The 19,460-nt window shown below is 52.6% G+C and carries 16 protein-coding genes and 2 tRNA genes; 10 read left to right on the plus strand and 8 right to left on the minus strand.

Annotated features, from left to right (window positions below; all coding sequences use genetic code 11):
* Positions 1–62: 62 nt before the first annotated feature.
* Together lpxP and ypdK are read left to right on the plus strand one after the other, a co-directional pair.
* On the plus strand, positions 63–983 hold the full coding sequence (gene lpxP, locus AK59_RS0100510) for a kdo(2)-lipid IV(A) palmitoleoyltransferase (protein WP_168733726.1): 921 nt from the start codon (positions 63–65) through the stop codon (positions 981–983).
* 357 nt (positions 984–1,340) lie between these two features.
* Positions 1,341–1,412 (plus strand): membrane protein YpdK, encoded by a 72-nt coding sequence (ypdK, locus tag AK59_RS1000000124865; RefSeq protein WP_099458937.1) that lies wholly within the window; start codon positions 1,341–1,343, stop codon positions 1,410–1,412.
* Positions 1,413–1,467: 55 nt separating this feature from the next.
* Here ypdK and alaC read toward each other — a convergent pair whose 3' ends face one another.
* Positions 1,468–2,703 (minus strand): alanine transaminase, encoded by a 1,236-nt coding sequence (alaC, locus tag AK59_RS0100515; protein ID WP_020690608.1) that lies wholly within the window; start codon positions 2,701–2,703, stop codon positions 1,468–1,470.
* 386 nt (positions 2,704–3,089) lie between these two features.
* On the opposite strand from alaC, the gene AK59_RS0100520 reads away from it, so the two are divergent.
* Positions 3,090–4,787 (plus strand): sensor histidine kinase, encoded by a 1,698-nt coding sequence (locus AK59_RS0100520; protein WP_032618314.1) that lies wholly within the window; start codon positions 3,090–3,092, stop codon positions 4,785–4,787.
* A gap of 13 nt (positions 4,788–4,800) precedes the next feature.
* On the plus strand, positions 4,801–5,532 hold the full coding sequence (locus tag AK59_RS0100525; RefSeq protein ID WP_013098180.1) for a LytR/AlgR family response regulator transcription factor: 732 nt from the start codon (positions 4,801–4,803) through the stop codon (positions 5,530–5,532).
* Positions 5,533–5,563: 31 nt separating this feature from the next.
* Here AK59_RS0100525 and glk read toward each other — a convergent pair whose 3' ends face one another.
* Entirely contained in the window at positions 5,564–6,529 is a 966-nt protein-coding gene (glk, locus tag AK59_RS0100530; protein ID WP_029881750.1) for a glucokinase, read from the minus strand.
* 205 nt (positions 6,530–6,734) lie between these two features.
* On the opposite strand from glk, the gene AK59_RS0100535 reads away from it, so the two are divergent.
* A complete protein-coding gene (locus AK59_RS0100535; protein ID WP_029881751.1) occupies positions 6,735–7,970 on the plus strand; it encodes an ion channel protein in 1,236 nt (411 codons plus the stop codon).
* Here the strand turns inward: AK59_RS0100535 and ipdC are convergent, their stop codons facing one another.
* Complete coding sequence (gene ipdC / locus AK59_RS0100540) at positions 7,971–9,629, minus strand: indolepyruvate decarboxylase (RefSeq protein ID WP_029881752.1); 1,659 nt, start codon at positions 9,627–9,629, stop codon at positions 7,971–7,973. It lies immediately after the preceding gene.
* Positions 9,630–9,813: 184 nt separating this feature from the next.
* Here ipdC and mgrA point away from each other — a divergent pair, with 184 nt between their 5' ends.
* Together mgrA and AK59_RS0100550 are read left to right on the plus strand one after the other, a co-directional pair.
* Entirely contained in the window at positions 9,814–10,812 is a 999-nt protein-coding gene (mgrA, locus tag AK59_RS0100545) for an L-glyceraldehyde 3-phosphate reductase (protein ID WP_029881753.1), read from the plus strand.
* Between the two features lie 125 nt (positions 10,813–10,937).
* The gene (locus tag AK59_RS0100550; protein WP_013098185.1) at positions 10,938–11,294 is read left to right on the plus strand and encodes a DUF2502 domain-containing protein; all 357 of its coding nucleotides are present in this window, start codon (positions 10,938–10,940) and stop codon (positions 11,292–11,294) included.
* A 32-nt stretch (positions 11,295–11,326) separates the two neighbouring features.
* Here AK59_RS0100550 and AK59_RS0100555 read toward each other — a convergent pair whose 3' ends face one another.
* A complete protein-coding gene (locus tag AK59_RS0100555; protein ID WP_029881754.1) occupies positions 11,327–12,565 on the minus strand; it encodes an Nramp family divalent metal transporter in 1,239 nt (412 codons plus the stop codon).
* A gap of 349 nt (positions 12,566–12,914) precedes the next feature.
* Between AK59_RS0100555 and AK59_RS0100560 the strand changes: the two genes are divergently transcribed.
* Positions 12,915–14,102: a NupC/NupG family nucleoside CNT transporter gene (locus tag AK59_RS0100560; RefSeq protein ID WP_013098187.1), complete on the plus strand. Its 1,188-nt coding sequence runs from the start codon at positions 12,915–12,917 to the stop codon at positions 14,100–14,102.
* Between the two features lie 44 nt (positions 14,103–14,146).
* Here the strand turns inward: AK59_RS0100560 and AK59_RS0100565 are convergent, their stop codons facing one another.
* The 3 genes from AK59_RS0100565 to AK59_RS0100575 all read right to left on the minus strand — a co-directional run bounded on the left by AK59_RS0100565 (position 14,147) and on the right by AK59_RS0100575 (position 16,743).
* Complete coding sequence (locus AK59_RS0100565; protein ID WP_029881755.1) at positions 14,147–16,336, minus strand: EAL domain-containing protein; 2,190 nt, start codon at positions 16,334–16,336, stop codon at positions 14,147–14,149.
* 214 nt (positions 16,337–16,550) lie between these two features.
* Positions 16,551–16,626: transfer RNA gene (locus tag AK59_RS0100570), tRNA-Ala, on the minus strand.
* Positions 16,627–16,667: 41 nt separating this feature from the next.
* Positions 16,668–16,743: transfer RNA gene (locus AK59_RS0100575), tRNA-Ala, on the minus strand.
* A 217-nt stretch (positions 16,744–16,960) separates the two neighbouring features.
* On the opposite strand from AK59_RS0100575, the gene AK59_RS0100580 reads away from it, so the two are divergent.
* Together AK59_RS0100580 and AK59_RS0100585 are read left to right on the plus strand one after the other, a co-directional pair.
* The gene (locus tag AK59_RS0100580; RefSeq protein ID WP_029881756.1) at positions 16,961–17,323 is read left to right on the plus strand and encodes a YfeC-like transcriptional regulator; all 363 of its coding nucleotides are present in this window, start codon (positions 16,961–16,963) and stop codon (positions 17,321–17,323) included.
* A 1-nt stretch (position 17,324) separates the two neighbouring features.
* Positions 17,325–17,720, plus strand: coding sequence for a YfeC-like transcriptional regulator (locus tag AK59_RS0100585; RefSeq protein ID WP_013098190.1), 396 nt, complete (start codon positions 17,325–17,327; stop codon positions 17,718–17,720).
* 43 nt (positions 17,721–17,763) lie between these two features.
* On the opposite strand, the gene gltX is transcribed toward AK59_RS0100585, so the two are convergent.
* Positions 17,764–19,179 carry a glutamate--tRNA ligase gene (gene gltX, locus AK59_RS0100590; RefSeq protein ID WP_029881757.1) on the minus strand — a complete coding sequence of 472 codons (1,416 nt, stop codon included), beginning with the start codon at positions 19,177–19,179 and terminating at the stop codon, positions 17,764–17,766.
* Positions 19,180–19,460: the final 281 nt, after the last annotated feature.

Genomic DNA, 19,460 nt, shown 5'->3' on the forward strand with positions numbered 1-19,460 from the left:
GGTCTAATTGGCACGTGGTATCGCTTTATGCGTTACTTTCAAAGGCTTTACATAGGTTCACTATTTTGTCTCAATCCCACTTCAAACGTGCGTTTTTACACCCGCGTTACTGGTTTACATGGTTTGGTCTTGGCGTACTCTGGCTTCTGGTTCAACTTCCTTATCCTGTGATCCGCGTACTGGGCTCCAGGCTCGGCAGCGTGTCCCGCCACTTCCTCAAACGTCGTGAATCTATTGCCCGTAAAAATCTCGAACTGTGCTTTCCCCAGTATAATGCGCAGCAGCGCGAAACACTGATTGCTGAGAACTTTAAATCTATCGGCATGGCGTTGCTTGAAACCGGCATGGCCTGGTTCTGGCCTGATGAGCGCGTCCGCAAATGGTTTGACGTTGAAGGTCTCGAAAACCTGAAACGCGCGCAAATGCAAAACCGTGGCGTGATGGTGGTTGGTGTCCACTTTATGTCGCTGGAGCTGGGCGGCCGAGTAATGGGGCTTTGTCAGCCGATGATGGCCACCTACCGCCCGCACAACAGTCCGCTGATGGAGTGGGTACAAACCCGTGGTCGCATGCGTTCCAATAAGGCGATGATCAGCCGTAACAATCTGCGCGGTATGGTCGGCGCCCTGAAGAAAGGCGAAGCCGTCTGGTTTGCACCCGATCAGGATTACGGACGTAAAGGCAGCAGTTTTGCGCCCTTCTTTGCGGTTAAAAATGTCGCCACCACCAACGGCACGTTCGTGATTTCGCGTCTGTCAGGCGCCGCAATGCTGACCGTGACAATGGTAAGAAAGGTTGATAAATCTGGCTATCGTCTGCACATCTCACCAGAGATGGCAAACTATCCGGAAAATGAATGCGAAGCCGCAGCGTTCATCAATAAAGTTATCGAGACCGAAATTATGCGCGCGCCGGAGCAGTATCTGTGGATGCATCGCCGTTTCAAAACGCGGCCGCATGGCGAAGCGTCTCTCTATATTTAATGTGGAGAAAGGTTAGTTTTGCTAAGAAACTAACCTTTTCAATCACCTGTAATCACCCTGAGTAATTGTCTTTTCTTGCCGTCGCTCAACGTGGATTTATTGCGCTCTGAAATCAAACTGTCGCCGTTCCACGACACCCGTAAGTTACGGAAAGTATTTAAAAAAATGCCTCTTGTCACCCCTCATTTTTAGGCGTACATTAGCGCCGTCTGGCAACAGGAAAGCACAGAATTCTGAGCTGGAGTTTGCATCGTAACGGGATAATTCTCATTTCCGTCTCGGGCAAATGTCAGTTCTCTATAATCAGGTGGACTCTGTTTTTAAGTGCGTACCAGAAGATACGCGGAGCGATGAAACGTGAAATATTTCTTTATGGGCATTTCGGTGATTGTTTTAGTGTGGGCCGGAACCTTCGCCCTGATGATCTAGCGAAGAACATGCAGTCAAAAAAACAGGAGCCGTTGGCTCCTGTTTTTTTATGTTATTAAGATTCGTGCTGTTCAACGGCACTCTTTGATGCGAGAAGCCCGTCGGCGCGGAACATACTCTTAATGCCCCTCACCGCCTGACGAATACGGTCGCTGTTTTCAATCAGCGCGAACCGTACATGGGTATCGCCATAATCACCGAAGCCAATGCCCGGCGAGACGCAGACTTTCGCGTCCTGCAACAGCTTTTTGGCAAACTCCAGTGACCCCATCGCCGCGTAAGGCTCAGGGATTTTTGCCCAGACATACATTGACGCTTTCGGCATTTCCACCATCCAGCCAGCCTCATGCAGCCCTTTCACCAGCACATCGCGACGGCGTTTATACTGGGCGGCAATATCATGAACACACTGCTGATCGCCTTCCAGCGCGGCGATAGCGGCCACCTGCAGTGGGGTAAAGGTGCCGTAATCGTGGTAACTCTTAATACGCGCCAGTGCACTCACCAGCGTTTTGTTACCCACCATAAAGCCAATACGCCACCCCGCCATGTTGTAGCTTTTCGACAGGGTAAAGAATTCCACCGCCACATCACGTGCGCCCGGAACCTGCATAATGGAAGGCGCTTTCCAGCCGTCGTACACAATATCGGCGTAGGCTAAGTCGTGTACCACCAGCACATCGTAACGCTTCGCCAGTGCGACGACTTTCTCAAAGAAGTCGAGTTCTACGCACTGCGCCGTAGGGTTAGACGGGAAGCCGAGGATCATCATCTTCGGTTTCGGATAGCTTTCACGAATCGCACGTTCCAGCTCGTTAAAGAAATCGACCCCTTCCACCAGCGGCACAGAGCGAACCTGCGCGCCGGCAATCACCGCGCCGTAAATATGGATGGGATAGCTTGGATTAGGCACCAGCACCGTATCACCATGATCCAGCGTAGCCAGCATCAGGTGCGCCAGCCCCTCTTTCGAGCCAATGGTGACAATGGCTTCACTTTCCGGATCGATGTCAACCTGATAGCGATCCTGGTACCAGCGAGAGATCGCGCGACGTAATCGAGGAATGCCGCGAGAGGTGGAGTAACCGTGCGTATCCGGGCGCTGGGCGACCGTGCAGAGCTTCTCAACAATATGCGCAGGCGTTGGGCCGTCAGGGTTACCCATGCTGAAATCGATAATATCTTCGCCGCGACGACGCGCAGCCATCTTCAGTTCAGCAGTGATATTGAAAACATAAGGGGGGAGACGATCGATACGCGTAAAACGGCGTTCAGGACTGAATTCAGCCATAGATTCCTCAGATTAACGTTAGCGCCCGGACCGTCCGAGCGACGCTGCCACCGATGTGGCGTGTTTAGAAAATAACCTGAAAAAAAACATGCTGTCGAGGGGTTAAGCAAAAAAAAGATGTCGCGTTAAAAACGGGAACCTTCAGATACCGAAAGCGGAAGCGTCCCTGCTTATTGTGCAATTTTAACACCCAGTCTTTAACATGATGATATCAAAACTGTTACCTTGTCGTTCTCCAGGAGTAAAAAAACTGGCATCTTCAGGAAGCCACTCTCAATCCCCTTTGAAGATTATGGTTTTTCCTCATTTGATAAACACGACGGATAGCTGGTCAACAGGCGTCAGGTTTTTTATCATTGGGCTTTCCTCTTTTCGCTGGTCGACTCGTGCACGAAATATTCGATATGCTGCTGGCGGTTTTTGACCGTGCGGCATTAATGCTGATTTGCCTGTTTTTCCTCATTCGTATTCGCCTGTTCCGCGAGCTTTTGCACAAGTCCGCCCACTCGGCAAAAGAGCTGCTGGCCGTTACCGCCATCTTTTCACTGTTCGCCCTGTTCAGCACCTGGTCCGGGGTACCGGTAGAAGGGTCGCTGGTCAACGTGCGTGTTATCGCCGTGATGTCCGGTGGGATCTTGTTTGGCCCCTGGGTGGGCATTATTACGGGTCTCATTGCCGGGACACATCGTTACCTGATAGATATCGGCGGCGTGACGGCGGTGCCGTGTTTTATCACCAGCATCATCGCCGGCGTCCTTTCCGGCTGGATTAACCGCAAAATCCCGAAAAAGCAGCACTGGCGCGCCGGGATCATCGCGGGCATGCTGTGCGAAACGCTGACCATGGTTCTGGTGGTCGTCTGGGCTCCCACCATTGCGCTGGGGCTGGATATTGTCTCTAAAATCGGCATTCCGATGATCCTCGGCAGCGTCTGTATCGGTTTTATTGTGCTGCTGGTGCAAAGCGTTGAAGGGGAAAAAGAGGCCAGCGCCGCACGTCAGGCCAAGCTGGCGCTGGATATCGCCAACAAAACGCTGCCGCTCTTCCGCCATGTTAACGCTGAATCCTTACGTCAGGTCTGCGATATCATCCGTCGCGATATTCATGCCGATGCCGTGGCCATTACCAATATCGACCACGTCCTGGCCTATGTTGGCGTGGGTGAGCATAACTATCAGGACAGCGATGACACCATCAGCCCCACCACCAGGCAGGCGATCAATTACGGTAAAATCATCATTAAAAACAATGATGAAGCCCACAGAACCCCAGAAATTCACTCCATGCTGGTGATCCCGCTGTGGGAGAAAGGCGTGGTGACGGGAACCCTGAAAATTTACTACTGCCACGCGCACCAGATCACCTCCTCCCTGCAGGAGATGGCCATCGGGCTGTCGCAGATTATTTCTACCCAGCTGGAGGTCTCCCGCGCGGAACAGCTGCGCGAGATGGCAAATAAGGCAGAGCTGCGCGCGCTGCAGAGTAAAATTAATCCTCATTTTCTGTTTAACGCGCTGAATGCGATCTCCTCGTCCATTCGACTTAATCCGGATACCGCACGTCAGCTGATTTTCAATCTGTCACGCTACCTGCGCTACAACATTGAGCTAAAAGATGACGAGCAGATCGACATTAAAAAAGAGCTTTATCAGATCAAGGATTACATTGCGATTGAGCAGGCGCGCTTTGGTGACAAACTCACGGTCATTTACGATATTGATGAAGAGGTCAACTGTGTGATCCCAAGCCTGCTGATCCAGCCGCTGGTTGAGAACGCTATTGTCCACGGGATTCAGCCGTGTAAAGGGAAAGGGGTGGTGACCATCAGCGTGACCGAAAGCGGCAACCGCGTGCGAATTGCCGTGCGCGATACCGGCCACGGAATTGATCCTAAAGTCATTGAGCGCGTAGAGGCCAACGAGATGCCGGGGAATAAGATTGGGCTGCTGAATGTCCACCACCGGGTCAAACTGCTGTACGGCGACGGGCTGCATATTCAGCGCCTTGAACCGGGCACCGAGATCGCCTTTTATATTCCGAATGAACGCTCTCCCGTTCATGCGTCTACATCCCTGTTGCCTTAGGCCGGAGTAACCCGTGAAAGTGATCATTGTAGAAGATGAGTTTCTGGCTCAACAGGAGCTGAGCTGGCTCATCAAAACGCACAGTCAGATGGAGATCGTGGGCACGTTTGACGATGGTCTGGACGTGCTGAAGTTTTTGCAGCATAACCGCGTTGATGCCATTTTTCTTGATATCAACATTCCGTCGCTGGATGGCGTATTACTGGCGCAAAACATCAATCAGTTTGCCCATAAGCCGTTTATTGTCTTCGTCACCGCCTGGAAGGAGCACGCGGTTGAAGCCTTCGAGCTGGAGGCGTTTGACTATATCCTTAAGCCTTACCAGGAGTCGCGCATCGTCACCATGCTGCAAAAGCTGGAGGCCGCGTGGCAACAGCAGAACGCCCCTGTCACCGCAAGCCCCGCAGTACGTGAGAATGACACGATTAACCTGGTGAAGGATGAACGTATCATCGTGACGCCGGTTAACGATATCTACTATGCCGAAGCCCATGAAAAGATGACGTTTGTTTATACGCGGCGGGAATCGTACGTGATGGCGATGAACATTACCGAGTTTTGCAGCAAGCTGCCGACAGCGCATTTCTTCCGCTGTCACCGCTCGTTTTGTGTGAATTTAAACAAGATCCGCGAGATCGAGCCGTGGTTTAACAATACCTACATTTTGCGCCTGAAGGATCTTGATTTTCAGGTGCCAGTGAGCCGCAGCAAGGTCAAAGAGTTCCGCCAGTTAATGCACCTGTAAATCCCCTCTCCCGCAAGAGAGGGGCTGGGTTTTAGAGGATCTGGCCGAGCACCTGACGCAGGTGGGCGCCCGAGCCAAGTAAACCCGGGTTGTCGTGCACAATCAGGTAAACAGGAATGTCCTGCACGTAGCTTTTAAAACGTCCTTTGTCTTCGAACCCGCCGCGGAAGCCTGACGCTTTGAAGAACTCCAGGAAGCGCGGCACAATGCCACCGGCAATGTAAACGCCACCGAAGGTGCCGAGCGTAAGCGCCAGGTTGCCACCAAAACGCCCCATGATCACGCAGAACAGCGACAGTGCGCGACGGCAGTCGATGCAGCTGTCTGCCAGTGCGCGCTCGGTCACGTCTTTCGGCTGCAGATTTTCCGGCAGACGGCCGTCAGACTTCACAATCGCACGATACAGGTTTACCAGCCCCGGGCCGGAAAGCACGCGCTCAGCCGACACGTGGCCGATCTCAGCGCGTAGCTCTTCCAGAATAATGCCCTCTTCTTCGCTGTTCGGCGCAAAATCCACGTGGCCACCTTCACCCGGCAGACTCACCCAGCGCTTATCAACATGAACCAGATGCGAAACGCCCAGCCCTGTACCGGCACCGTATACGGCAATCGGCTTGCCTTCTACCGGGGCAGTACCGCCAAACTGAGTCAGGTGCTCTGGCTTCAGCATCGGGATGGCCATCGACACCGCAGTAAAGTCGTTGATGATTTCCAGATGTGCAAAGCCGAGGTTCTTTTTCATCTCGGCGATGGAAAATGCCCAGCTATGGTTGGTCATCGCGACCCAGTCGCCGGTAATCGGGCAGGCAATCGCGATACAGCCATCGTCAACGCTGACCTTGTGCTCTTCCAGATAGACGCGTACAACGGCCTCAAGGCTGGGATAATCCAGTCCTGAATAGGTTTTCGCCTGGGAAATTTCACCGCTACTTACATCGCATAATGCCAGGCGCGCGTTAGTGCCGCCCACATCTCCTACCAAAGCATACTTTGTCATTCTTCTACTGCTCCGCTAAAGTCAGAATAAATCTTTGGAACACTGTAAATTCAAGGCGTGATAACAACAACGACCGGAAGGTGAATGCCCCGGGATTATCGATCTTCGTCACAGAATAACTTTACCGTTTCAGCACCTTTTGCACTATTGCCACAATGCTGATTGTGCAAAGTAACGTAATACCTTTTTGTACAAGGAAATTATCATGCTCCACCCGCGAGCCAGAACCATGCTATTGCTGGCAATCCCGGCCTTAATTATTGGTATTGTCTCAAGCCTGGTGCTTATCGTCGTGATGAAAGTCGCCTCGGTGCTGCAAACGATGTTATGGACGGCGCTTCCGGCTCAGGTGGGTATCAGCGTTGATTCGCCGGCATGGATCATAATGATGCTGACCCTGACGGGGGTTGCGGTGGGTCTGGTGATCCGCTTTAGCCCAGGGCACGCCGGGCCTGATCCGGCGCTGGAACCGCTGATTGGTGCCCCGGTCGCTCCTGCAGCGCTACCAGGGCTCATTATCGCGTTGATTATCGGTCTGGCGGGCGGCGTTAGCCTGGGGCCGGAACACCCGATCATGGCGGTCAACATCGGTCTGGCGGTGTATCTCGGTTCACGCATTTTACCCCGCGTCGGGGCCCTGGACTGGACGATTCTGGCATCGGCTGGCACCATTGGCGCGCTCTTCGGCACGCCGGTCGCGGCCGCGCTGATTTTCTCGCAGACGCTCTCCAGCAATAACGACGTGCCGCTCTGGGATAAACTCTTTGCGCCACTGATGGCCGCCGCGGCCGGTGCGCTCACCACCAGTCTGTTTTTCAATCCACACTTCTCGCTCTCCCTTCCCCACTACGGCCAGATGCAGATAGCCGATATATTCAGCGGTGCGGTTGTGGTCGCTATTGCCATTGCGCTGGGGATGATCGCCGTATGGTGTCTGCCGCGTCTGCACCGGCTGGTGCATAAGCTCAAACATCCGGTGCTTATCCTCGGGGTCGGCGGATTGATCCTCGGCATTTTAGGGGCCATCGGCGGTAAGGTAACGCTGTTTAAAGGTCTGGATGAGATGCAACAGCTGGCTTTCAGTCAGGTGTTTAGCGTGTCCGATTATCTGCTGTTTGCGCTCATAAAGCTGGCTGCGCTGGTGGTGGCGGCAGCGTGCGGTTTCCGTGGCGGACGGATCTTCCCGGCGGTCTTTGTTGGCGTCGCGTTGGGGCTGATGCTGCATGAACATGTGGATGCGGTTCCGGCGGCGATTACCGTCTCTTGCTCTATTCTGGGGCTGGTATTGGTGGTGACGCGTGATGCCTGGCTGAGCCTGTTTATGGCCGCGGTGGTGGTTCCGGATACTACTCTCATCCCGTTACTTTGCATCGTGATGTTGCCCGCCTGGCTCCTGCTGGCGGGCAAACCGATGATGATGGCCTGGCGTAACGACAAGTGATCAGGCGTTGTTACGCGCTTCCAGCGCTTTGGTAATCGCCCCTAACAGCGGCGGGATATCCGCTTTGGGTAGCATCACTTCAATCAGTGATAGCCGCTCGTGGTGTGCCACTTTTTCGAGCACCTCCGCCAGCTGTTCCGCTTCACTGACCCGCCAGCACTGTGCCTGAGGATCCAGGCTCAGTGCCTGCGGAATTTGCGTCCAGTTCCATAAGGCAATGTCGTTATAGCGCTGTTCCGGTCCATGAATGGCCCTTTCTACGGTGTACCCTTCATTGTTGAGCACCAGGATAATGGGGTGCTGTTTATCACGCAGCATCGAGCCCAGTTCCTGAATGGTCAACTGCGCGGCGCCATCCCCCGTGAGCACAATGACGCGCCGGTCTGGACAGGCGGTTTGGGCACCATACGCCGCGGCCAGGGTGTAGCCAATGGAGCCCCACAGCGGCTGGACGATAAAATTCACATCTGCCGGCAGACGCAAATCGATCGCACCAAAGGCTGACGTCCCCTGGTCGGCAAGAATAATGTCACCCGGGCGAATAAAGGTTTGCAGGGTGCTCCAGAAATTCTCCTGAGTGAGCGAGCCCTCGGATTGCGGGAAGGCGATACCGCTGTGAGAGACTGGCACCAGGGTATCGTGGACATACTGTTTGCAGAGAGCCACCAGCGTCTCGATCGCGTCAGACATAGGGATACCGGTAAACCAGACATCCCCCACCCGTGCGGCATGGGGCTGCACTTCTATCGTTTGCGCCTGCGTCAGCTGATGGGTAAACCCCGCCGTCAGGGTATCAGTAAAACGCGTGCCAATGCACAGTACCGTATCCGCCCCTTCGATGGCCTCTTTTACCGCCCCGACGCTTGCAGAACCACTGTACGTGCCATAAAAACCGGGCTGGCGTTCGTCAAAAATGCCCTTGCCCATCAGCATGGTGGCGTGGGCAATGGGCACCTCTTTCACCCATTTCTGCAGGGCATGTTTCATGCCGTGGCGCAGGACCAGGAAATCGGCCAACAGCGCGGTACGCTTGCTTGTTTTCAGCCTGCTCTCGGCGGCGTCTCGGAACGCTTTCAGGCAGGCGTTATCGGCATGCGCTGTCTTTAACGTGAGAGCGTTTACAGGCGGCGTGGCTGATTTTTTAGCCACATCAGCAGGCAGCATCAGGTAGCCTGGACGTCGCTCCCGCAGCATGGTTGTTAACACTCTGTCGATTTCGTAGCAGGCATTTTGTTCGGTCAGGATCGCCTGCGCGACCGTGATCGGTTCACTCATATGGTAGAAGTGGCGGAACTCACCATCACCCAGCGTGTGGTGCAGCAGCTCTCCTTTTTGCTGTGAGGCCGTGCCCGGTGCCCCCACAATGTGTAACACCGGAACATGCTCGGCAAAGCTGCCGGCCATGCCGTTCATGGCACTTAATTCCCCTACGCCAAATGTTGTCAGCAGCGCGGCAAAGCCCTTACATCGGGCATATCCGTCAGCGGCATAAGATGCGTTTAGCTCATTGGCACAGCCCACCCAACAGATATCCGGGCTGTCGATGACATGATCGAGAAACTGCAGGTTATAGTCGCCCGGCACGCCAAACAGATGATCGGCACCACAATCTGTAAGACGGTCCAGCAGGTAATCGGCGACGCAGTACGGGGTTCGCATAACAGGTGTCCTTCTGACGTTGACCTCACTTTGAGTATTAAATAAGCGTGATGGCTGTCCAGAAATGGCAGAAAGAAGAGTATGGAAAGAATGCTTTACAAAAAAGGCTGCGCTATGCTCTGTTTTTTCGCATCAGTGTAAACGCATACACTGTTCTTACTTTTTAGCGCCAGAGGTCATGAGAATGCACTATCAGCCAGATAAAAACCGTTATCAGACAATGCTGTATCGTCGCTGTGGGCAAAGTGGCGTTAAATTACCCGCCGTCTCTCTTGGGCTCTGGCACAACTTCGGTGACGCCACGCTTATCGAAAACAGCCGTCAACTTTTACAGCGCGCGTTTGATCTTGGTATAACACACTTCGACCTTGCCAATAACTATGGTCCGCCTCCCGGTTCCGCAGAGCGCAATTTCGGCCGCATTTTTCAGGAAGATTTTCTGCCGTGGCGCGATGAGCTGATCATCTCGACGAAAGCGGGCTATACCATGTGGGACGGCCCTTACGGTGACTGGGGATCGCGCAAATATCTCATCGCAAGCCTGAATCAAAGTCTGAAACGTATGGGGCTGGAGTATGTTGATATCTTCTACCACCACCGTCCAGACCCGGAAACGCCGCTGCAGGAGACAATGAAAGCGCTTGACCATCTGGTGCGTCAGGGGAAAGCCCTGTATGTCGGTTTGTCCAATTACCCGGCCGAGCTTGCACGGCAGGCTATCGACATACTTCATGACCTCGGCACGCCGTGTCTGATCCATCAGCCGAAATATTCAATGTTTGAACGTGCGCCGGAAGCGGGCTTGCTGGACGTTTTGCAGGAAAAAGGTGTCGGCTGCATTCCATTCTCGCCGCTGGCGGGTGGTCAACTGACCGATCGTTATCTGAACGGCATTCCGGCGGACTCCCGCGCCGCGAGCGGGAGTAAGTTCCTGAACCCGGATCAGATAACCCAGGAGAAACTGGAAAAAGTCAAAAAGTTGAACGCGCTGGCAGAAAGCCGGGGACAGAAGCTGTCTCAGATGGCGCTGGCCTGGATTTTGCGCCACGAGGCGGTAACTTCCGTACTGATTGGCGCCAGTAAAACCGGGCAAATAGACGATGCAGTAGGCATGCTGGAGAACCGCCATTTCACGGCGGAAGAGCTTGCCACCATAGACGGGATCCTGAATAGCTCAAAATAAATCCTGTTTTAGCAAAAAGTGCTATCACGTCTGAATTCGGAGTTGAGGCGATGAAACGAGGCTTTCCCAACTCGTAAAATTGCGTTAACAGGCCCCCTAAGGCCCCGATCGTGAAGGAGAAGAGTATGTTCAGGTCACTGATTCTTGCAGCGGTATTACTGGCTTCGGCCCCGCTGGTCGCCACTGCTGGCGAAATCACCCTGTTGCCATCAGTAAAATTACAAATTGGCGATCGTGACGACTACGGCAGATACTGGGACGGTGGCTACTGGCGCGACCGTGACTACTGGCACCGTCACTATGAGTGGCGCGGCGACCGCTGGTGGAAACATGATAATGGTTTGCACCGCGGCTGGTACAAAAACAACGCCTACGAGCGTGGTTATCGCGAAGGCTGGAACGACCGTGATGACCGCCGTGGCGGCTGGGATCGCGGCGGTAAAGGTCGCGGTGGACATGGTCACGGCCACGGTCGTCACTAATCTAAAAAGGAGCCTCCCGGCTCCTTTTTCTTTTATAACCCCAATGCCGTGCCTATCAGTAACCACAGGTTCAGCGCCACTACCACAACCACGATGACCCATCCGGTCCGTTTCACCAGCGTGGTGTTAACCAGTTCACCCATCAGATGTTTGTTGCTGGTAAAGATCAGCAGCGGCACCAGCGCAAGTGCGATCCCGAAGCTCAGCAGCACCTGGCTTATGACCAGAATGCGTGTTGGGTCCAGCCCCATCAGGATCACCACAAATGACGGCAACATTGTGACGGTGCGACGTACCCACAGCGGTATATGGAAGCGGACGAACCCCTGCATGACCACCTGCCCGGCCAGTGTTCCTACCACCGTAGAGGAGAGACCTGCCGCCACCAGGCTTAAGCCAAATATGGTCGCAGCCGCATGGCTCAGTAACGGCTCCAGCGTCAGATAGGCCTGGTCGAGATCGGCAATGCCGGTGTGACCGTTAAAGTGGAACGCAGCGGCAGCGGTTGCCATCATCGCCAGATTCACAAAACCGGCAATCGTCATGGCGATAGCCACATCCCATTTGGTTGCGGAATAGCGTTCTTTGCGCGTCCCCCCGTGCAGGTGCTGGGTTAACGAGGAGTGAAGATAAATCACATGTGGCATGATGGTCGCCCCCAGCACCCCGGCGGCGAGGAACACCGCTTCAGAGGTTGGCAGGCTTGGGATTACCATCCCTTTACCGAGCTGCGCCAGGTTAGGCTGCGAGAAAATCAGTTCGACAATATAGGCCGCAGCGACAAACAGCAGCAGGCCGCCGATGACTTTTTCCAGCGGTTTTTGCCCCCGACGCTGCAGCATCAGAATAAGGAAGGTGGCAATGCCGGTAAGCACCGCCCCCTGCAGCAGTGATACGCCGAGGATCAGCTTGAAACCAATTGCCGCACCAATGAATTCGGCAAGATCGGTTGCCATCGCAATGATTTCCGCCTGGATCCAGTACAACCATACCGCCGGGCGCGGGTAATGATCGCGGATCTGTTCCGCCAGGTTTTTACCGGTGGCAATACCCAGTTTCGCGGAAAGCATCTGAATCAGCATAGCCATCAGGTTAGCCCAGACAACCACCCACAGAAGCTTATAGCCAAAGCTGGCCCCGGCCTGAATATTGGTCGCAAAATTGCCTGGATCGATATAGCCAATGGCAGCGATGAACGCAGGTCCCATTAATGCGAACCGCAACTTGCGCGCTGCTCTGCCACTGCTACCCTCTACGCGACTGTTTGTCATTTCTGCCTCTGAAATATAGCCTTTGCTATGTTTAATGCTATCAAAATGAGAATGATTATCAAGATCATTTGTAACGGTTGCAGTGATTTCTCTGATAGCTTTGAACGATAGACAGGCGGGTAAGCGGGGGCGCTTTAACAGAAACCGAAATCGCGCGCTCTTTTGTGAAGACTAGCACACAAACTTAACTTTTCACTCATTTACCTAACATAACAAAAATGTATTGTGGATCACTATTTTTGAGACTCGTCACAGGATGTAACTATAGTGTGTCCTTGATCTCGTTTTCTTTTCGGTTGTTACATAGAATGTGCACGAAAATTAAACCTGCCTCATATTTGGAGCAAATATGGACCGCGTCCTTCACTTTGTCCTGGCACTCGTTGTCGTTACTGCGCTTGCGTTGCTGGTCAGCCATGACCGTAAAAAAATCCGCATTCGCTTTGTTGTTCAGCTTCTCGTTATTGAAGTTTTGCTCGCGTGGTTCTTCCTGAACTCCAACGTGGGGCTTGGCTTCGTAAAAGGCTTCTCCGAAATGTTCGAAAAACTGCTCGGATTCGCCAACGAAGGGACGAACTTTGTCTTCGGTAAAATGAACGACGAAGGGCTGGCGTTCTTCTTCCTGAAAGTACTTTGCCCAATCGTCTTCATCTCTGCGCTGATCGGTATTCTGCAACACATCCGTGTTCTGCCGATTGTGATCCGCGCCATTGGTACCGTACTGTCCAAAGTTAACGGTATGGGTAAGCTGGAATCATTCAACGCCGTCAGCTCCCTGATTCTGGGCCAGTCAGAGAACTTTATTGCGTATAAAGATATTCTCGGCAAGATGTCCCGTAACCGTATGTACACCATGGCCGCAACAGCAATGTCCACCGTTTCCATGTCTATCGTGGGCGCGTATATGACCATGCTGGAACCAAAATATGTGGTTGCTGCTCTGGTGCTGAATATGTTCAGTACCTTTATCGTGCTGTCACTGATCAACCCATACCGTGTTGAGGAAGGCGAAGAGAACCTGCAGATGGCAAATCTGCACGAAGGTCAGAGCTTCTTCGAAATGCTGGGTGAATATATTCTGGCGGGCTTTAAAGTGGCGATTATCGTTGCCGCGATGCTGATCGGCTTCATCGCCCTGATCTCTGCCCTGAACGCCCTGTTCGCCGCGGTTCTGGGCATCTCCTTCCAGGGCATCCTGGGCTACATCTTCTACCCTGTTGCCTGGGTGATGGGTGTCCCTGCTCACGAAGCGCTGCAGGTTGGTAGTATCATGGCGACCAAACTGGTTTCTAACGAATTCGTTGCAATGATGGATCTGCAGAAAATCGCCAGCACACTCTCTCCACGTGCGGAAGGCATCCTGTCCGTGTTCCTGGTTTCCTTCGCGAACTTCTCGTCCATCGGTATCATCGCCGGTGCGATTAAAGGTCTGAACGAAGAACAGGGTAACGTTGTTTCTCGCTTCGGTCTGAAACTGGTTTACGGCTCAACGCTGGTGAGCGTACTGTCAGCATCTATCGCAGCACTGGTACTGTAACCCGTCACGTTATATGAGAACCGGGAGCCTGGCTCCCGGTTTTTTTATGCCTGCAGTGCGTCAAGCGGCGTCGGTTTGCCTATCAGGTATCCCTGCAGGTAATCCACACCAAAACGCAGCAGCATGTCGCGTTGCGCCGGCGTCTCCACATATTCAGCCACCACACTCAGTGATTTGGTTTTTGCCAGATTACAAATCGACTGCACAATCATCGCGTCCATGTCGTCGGTACAGATATCTTTAACAAAGCAGCCATCTATTTTAATGATATCCGCCTGAAGGCGTCTGAGTCGTTCGTAGTTGGCATAGCCGGTACCAAAATCATCAATCGCGATACGGAACCCAAGATCCCGCAGCTGCTGAAGGTTTTTGATACTGCTGCCAGAGTTCGAGAAGGCCTGCTCTTCCGTGATCTCAAGGACAACGTCCTGCGGCGCGATACCATAGTGTTCGAACAACGCGCTAATCTCGGTAGCTACCTCTTTTTGCATCAGCGTCAGAGGCATCAGATTGACAGAAAAGCGAGTGCCACCCTGCGACGCAGGATGATCGCGCAACCACAACAGCAGTTTTTCCAGCACGCACATATCAAACCGGTGGCTCAGGTTAAACTGGGCAATCAGCGGGATGAAGCGGTCAGGCGTGATAATCTCTCCCTCGCTTTCCATGCGCGCCAGTATTTCGTAATAACCGCTGCCATCCGCTTTCTGGATTGGCTGGGCATATAAATGAAACTGACCGGCATCCAGGGCATGTTTGATACGCGCTAACATCAGCACCCGTTCTGTGGTTTGCCCCGACGCGGCCTCCAGGCTATTGGTGAGCGCGAGTACGTTATGCGCTCCGCATGACTGCTCGGCAAGCCAGCTCAGTTGGCCCAGCGTATGGTGCAAGTTCTCGCCGTTTTCGACCATTCCCCAGGATGCGCCAAACTCGATATCCAGCCCCGTGTTGTTCCAGTAAATTTTTCGGCTGTTTAATTGATCGACCATATGCTGCAGCCGTTCAGCGGTTTCAGGCCCCAGCAATACAATGACCAGCTCGCTGCCTGGCAACTGGAAGAGCTTCTCATCTTTCTGCAACAGCGGCTGCAGGGAGGTGGTTACCCTACGTTTGCAATGCACCCGCATGAGAATGCCGTAGTGGCGGCTTAAAAATTCCAGGTTGTCCATCCGCAGGCAGCAGATTTTTGCATCCGGCTGAGCCTGAAGAAACTCTTCCAGCGCCCGAATATTCGGTAAACCGGTCAGCGGGTCGGTCAGCGCCCTGTCCTGCCAGTCCTGCTTCAACCAGTTGCTTCGCTGGTAGAGCCGCGACATGTAAAGCAGACAGATAGCGAAAGAGATCAGCACAGACAGGATAAAGGAGAGTGAATGCCCAGATTCGACGCCATTAAGGAAGTTGTAGTTATAGGTCAACAGCAGCAGAGCGGATGCCGCCCACAGTAAAGAGATGAGCGCATAGCTGAGGCGACTGATACCTAGCGTAAAGAGAATAAAAATGACTGGCATTAAATAGCCAGCAATAACCGGTGACTCAAATGGCGCACATAACACGGCAAGGGTGAAAATTAAAAAAGCCAGCCAGATGAATACATACAAAGATTTTTTATGAAAAAACACTGGCTTCACGCTCCGCAGCCAGAAGGTTCTGACATAGCGGGGATTAATTATCATTCTTAATGGATAATAGAACATCATGGTGAAAATCAATGCTGCGCATATCAAGCTTTGAATATCAACGATGTTATAAATTACGGTGCCTTCGCCAAAGAATGTTGAGATAGTCACGGGAAAATCAAATAAAAAGCCAGCCAGATACATCAACCCTTTAATGCCTATCGGCACCATAAAGCCCAGCCAGAATATACGTTGCCCAATGTGTTTGTTCGGCACGCAGTGACGCCAGCGCTTGCCCAGCACAAGGCGCAGGACGCCACAGGCAGCAAAGACAGAAAACGTCTGACAGATCAATAATACTAAATATTGTAGTGGTGCTAAATTAATATTATAGATGTTAGCAATAGTGAAACTTAAAAGAATGGGAATGATTGCTCGACGCCCAAATAACAAAATGACGGCCAGCATAACGCTTAACGGCAGCCATGCCAGATAAACATCATGACCATTTACTATAGCGCGTGGAGAGATATAACGGGAAAAGGGCACCGTAATCAAACACAGCGCCAGAGCAATCATAAATATCTTTACATTATTGTAAGTTTTTCTATTCATTAAGTTGGATAATCTGTTTTACCATGCAAATTATTGGCCGGACGGATAATAGGTTTATTAATTGCTCGAATCAAGTTGAAGTCCATTTATAGACTCGTTTATTGATTTGGATTGAGGCGAGGTATAGGAACGCTGCTAATTTGGCAACAAAAGAGGGTGAAGGTCGTTACAAAGACATAAAAAAACCCCCGTCTTTCGACGAGGGTTCAAATTTTGGTGGAGCTAAGCGGGATCGAACCGCTGACCTCTTGCATGCCATGCAAGCGCTCTCCCAGCTGAGCTATAGCCCCACATGTTACTTTACTTACCCTACTCTGTTGGGTTCAGAGTTTGGTGGAGCTAAGCGGGATCGAACCGCTGACCTCTTGCATGCCATGCAAGCGCTCTCCCAGCTGAGCTATAGCCCCATCGTAAAGCTGTCATGTTGACGGGCGGCATAATATGAATTCCGCTGCGGAGTGTCAACGGCAAAATCAATCACTGCCGTTCAATCGCCGAAAAATCATGCAAATGAACCACTTTGCGAGCCGCCTCGCAGTCAGGAGTTAAGCCTGTCACGTTTTCACCTAAAACGGTGCTATAAAATGAACCGTTAATTGACCCCACAAATATTCAGGAAATTGTATGATCAAGGAACGAATGACGCCAGAAGAGTTAGCCCTCCTCACTGGCTATAGCCGCCAGACCATCAATAAATGGGTACGCAAAGAGGGTTGGATTACATCGCCAAAACCGGGAGTTCAGGGCGGGAAAGCGCGCCTGGTACATGTGAACGAGAAAGTGCGTGACTTTATCCGCAGCGCGCGCCGGGCAACGGAAACCGCAGATATACCGGAAAATGCGTTGCAAAACGGTTCTCTGCACACATTACTTCTGACGCTGGCGAATGAAATGACGCCGGAAGAGCAAAAGCAGATGACATCGCTGTTACTGCGGGAAGGGATTACCGGATTGTTGCAACGTTTAGGGATTCGCGACCATAACTGATATGAAAAGATTACGCAGCAAAATGACCACGGAAGAGCTGGCGAACAGCCTGGGTGTTGCTCGACAAACCGTTAACCGCTGGATTCGTCAGCAGGGCTGGAAAACCGAAGGGATCAATGGCGTGAAAGGGGGACGGGCGCGGCTGATCCACATTGATGCTCGGGTGAAGGAGCATATCATGAACCTCCCTGCCATTCGCAACCGTCAGGCGGTTTACCACCTGGCAGAAGCAACGATGCCCTATGGCGATCCTGCGTCATCGAATCTGCTCGTGCAGATTGTCGACACGCTTGAAAACATGACGCAGCTGGAACAGGAGCGACTGCACGTGTTACTAAAACGCGAAGGCATCAGCGGTTTTCTTACGCGCCTGGGTATTGCTGAATTACACGCATAAAAAAACGGCAGGTTACCCTGCCGTTTTTGCATCTCAGGCTGTTTTACTGCTGGTTTTCACGTTCAGCAATAAATCCCAGAGCCTTGTTAATGCGCGCCACGCTGCGAGACTTACCGATCGCGTGAACGGTAACATCCAGCGCCGGAGACTGACCCGCACCGGTCACCGCTACGCGCAGTGGCATACCTACTTTACCCATACCGACTTCCAGTTCGTCAGCGGTAGCCTGAATCGCATGATGCACATTCTCTGCGGTCCACTCAGTGAGGGCCGCCAGTTTGTCACGTACCACTTCCAGCGGCTGACGCGCAACAGGACGCAGATGTTTCTTCGCGGCATCCGCATCGAACTCATCAAACTCTTCATAGAAATAGCGGCAGCTTTCGGCGATCTCTTTCAGCGTCTTGCAACGCTCGCCGAGCAGTTTCACCAGGTCCGCCAGCTCAGGGCCAGTACGGGTATCAATATTGGCCTGCTCAATGTGCCACTGCAGGTAAGTCGCCACATATTCCGGCGGCATGGTATTGATGTAGTGGTGGTTCAGCCACAGCAGCTTGTCAGTGTTGAACGCACTGGCGGATTTGCTCACAGAGTTCAGAGAGAACAGATCGATCATCTCTTCGCGGCTGAAAATTTCCTGATCGCCATGAGCCCAGCCCAGACGCACCAGGTAGTTCAGCAGCGCTTCCGGCAGATAGCCTTCGTCGCGATACTGCATAACGCTGACCGCACCGTGACGTTTAGACAGCTTTTTACCGTCGTCACCGTTGATCATTGAAACGTGCGCATAGACCGGAACAGGGGCATTTAACGCTTTCAGGATGTTGATCTGGCGCGGGGTGTTATTGATATGGTCTTCGCCACGGATAACGTGGGTGATTTCCATGTCCCAGTCGTCAACCACCACGCAGAAGTTATAGGTTGGAGAACCGTCGGTACGGCGGATGATCAGATCGTCCAGCTCCTGGTTGCTGAATTCGATTGGGCCACGGATCTGGTCGTCAAAAATAACAGAGCCGTCCTGTGGGTTAGCAAAACGCACCACGCAAGGTTCATCAGCGGCATGCTCGCTGTGGTCATGGCGGCAGCGGCCGTCGTAACGCGGCTTTTCGCCGTTCGCCATCTGCTCTTCACGTAGCGCATCCAGGCGCTCTTTAGAGCAATAGCATTTGTATGCCGTACCCGCGACCAGCATCTCGTCAATTACCGCGTTATAACGGTCAAAACGTTTGGTCTGGAAGTAAGGACCTTCATCCCACTGCAGATTCAGCCAGTTCATCCCATCCATAATGGCTTCAATTGCTTCCGGCGTGGAGCGCTCGAGATCGGTGTCTTCAATACGCAGCACGAACTCACCTTTGTTGTGGCGTGCAAAAAGCCAGGAATAGAGAGCAGTACGTGCACCACCGACGTGCAGGTAGCCTGTCGGGCTGGGCGCGAAGCGAGTTTTGATTTTCATGAAATGGCCTTACGTTATAAAGATGCCGGCAATCGGCAAATCCTGGGGAAAAAACGATGGGCAATATTCTATCACTGTGCGGCGATTCCTCAATGTCGATCCCTTTATCGTGACCGAGTTTGCTGTTTTTGTTTAGAAATCATGCGCCACAGCCCATTTCACGATCGTTTTGTTTAATTTTACGACGAACGAATAAAAACTTTAGAAAATGCGTTGACTCATTTTCAACTCTCCCTATAATGCGACTCCACACAGCGGGGGTGATTAGCTCAGTTGGTAGA

This window comes from Enterobacter sp. T1-1, assembly GCF_000710795.1.
GTDB classification, from domain to species: domain Bacteria; phylum Pseudomonadota; class Gammaproteobacteria; order Enterobacterales; family Enterobacteriaceae; genus Enterobacter; species Enterobacter cloacae.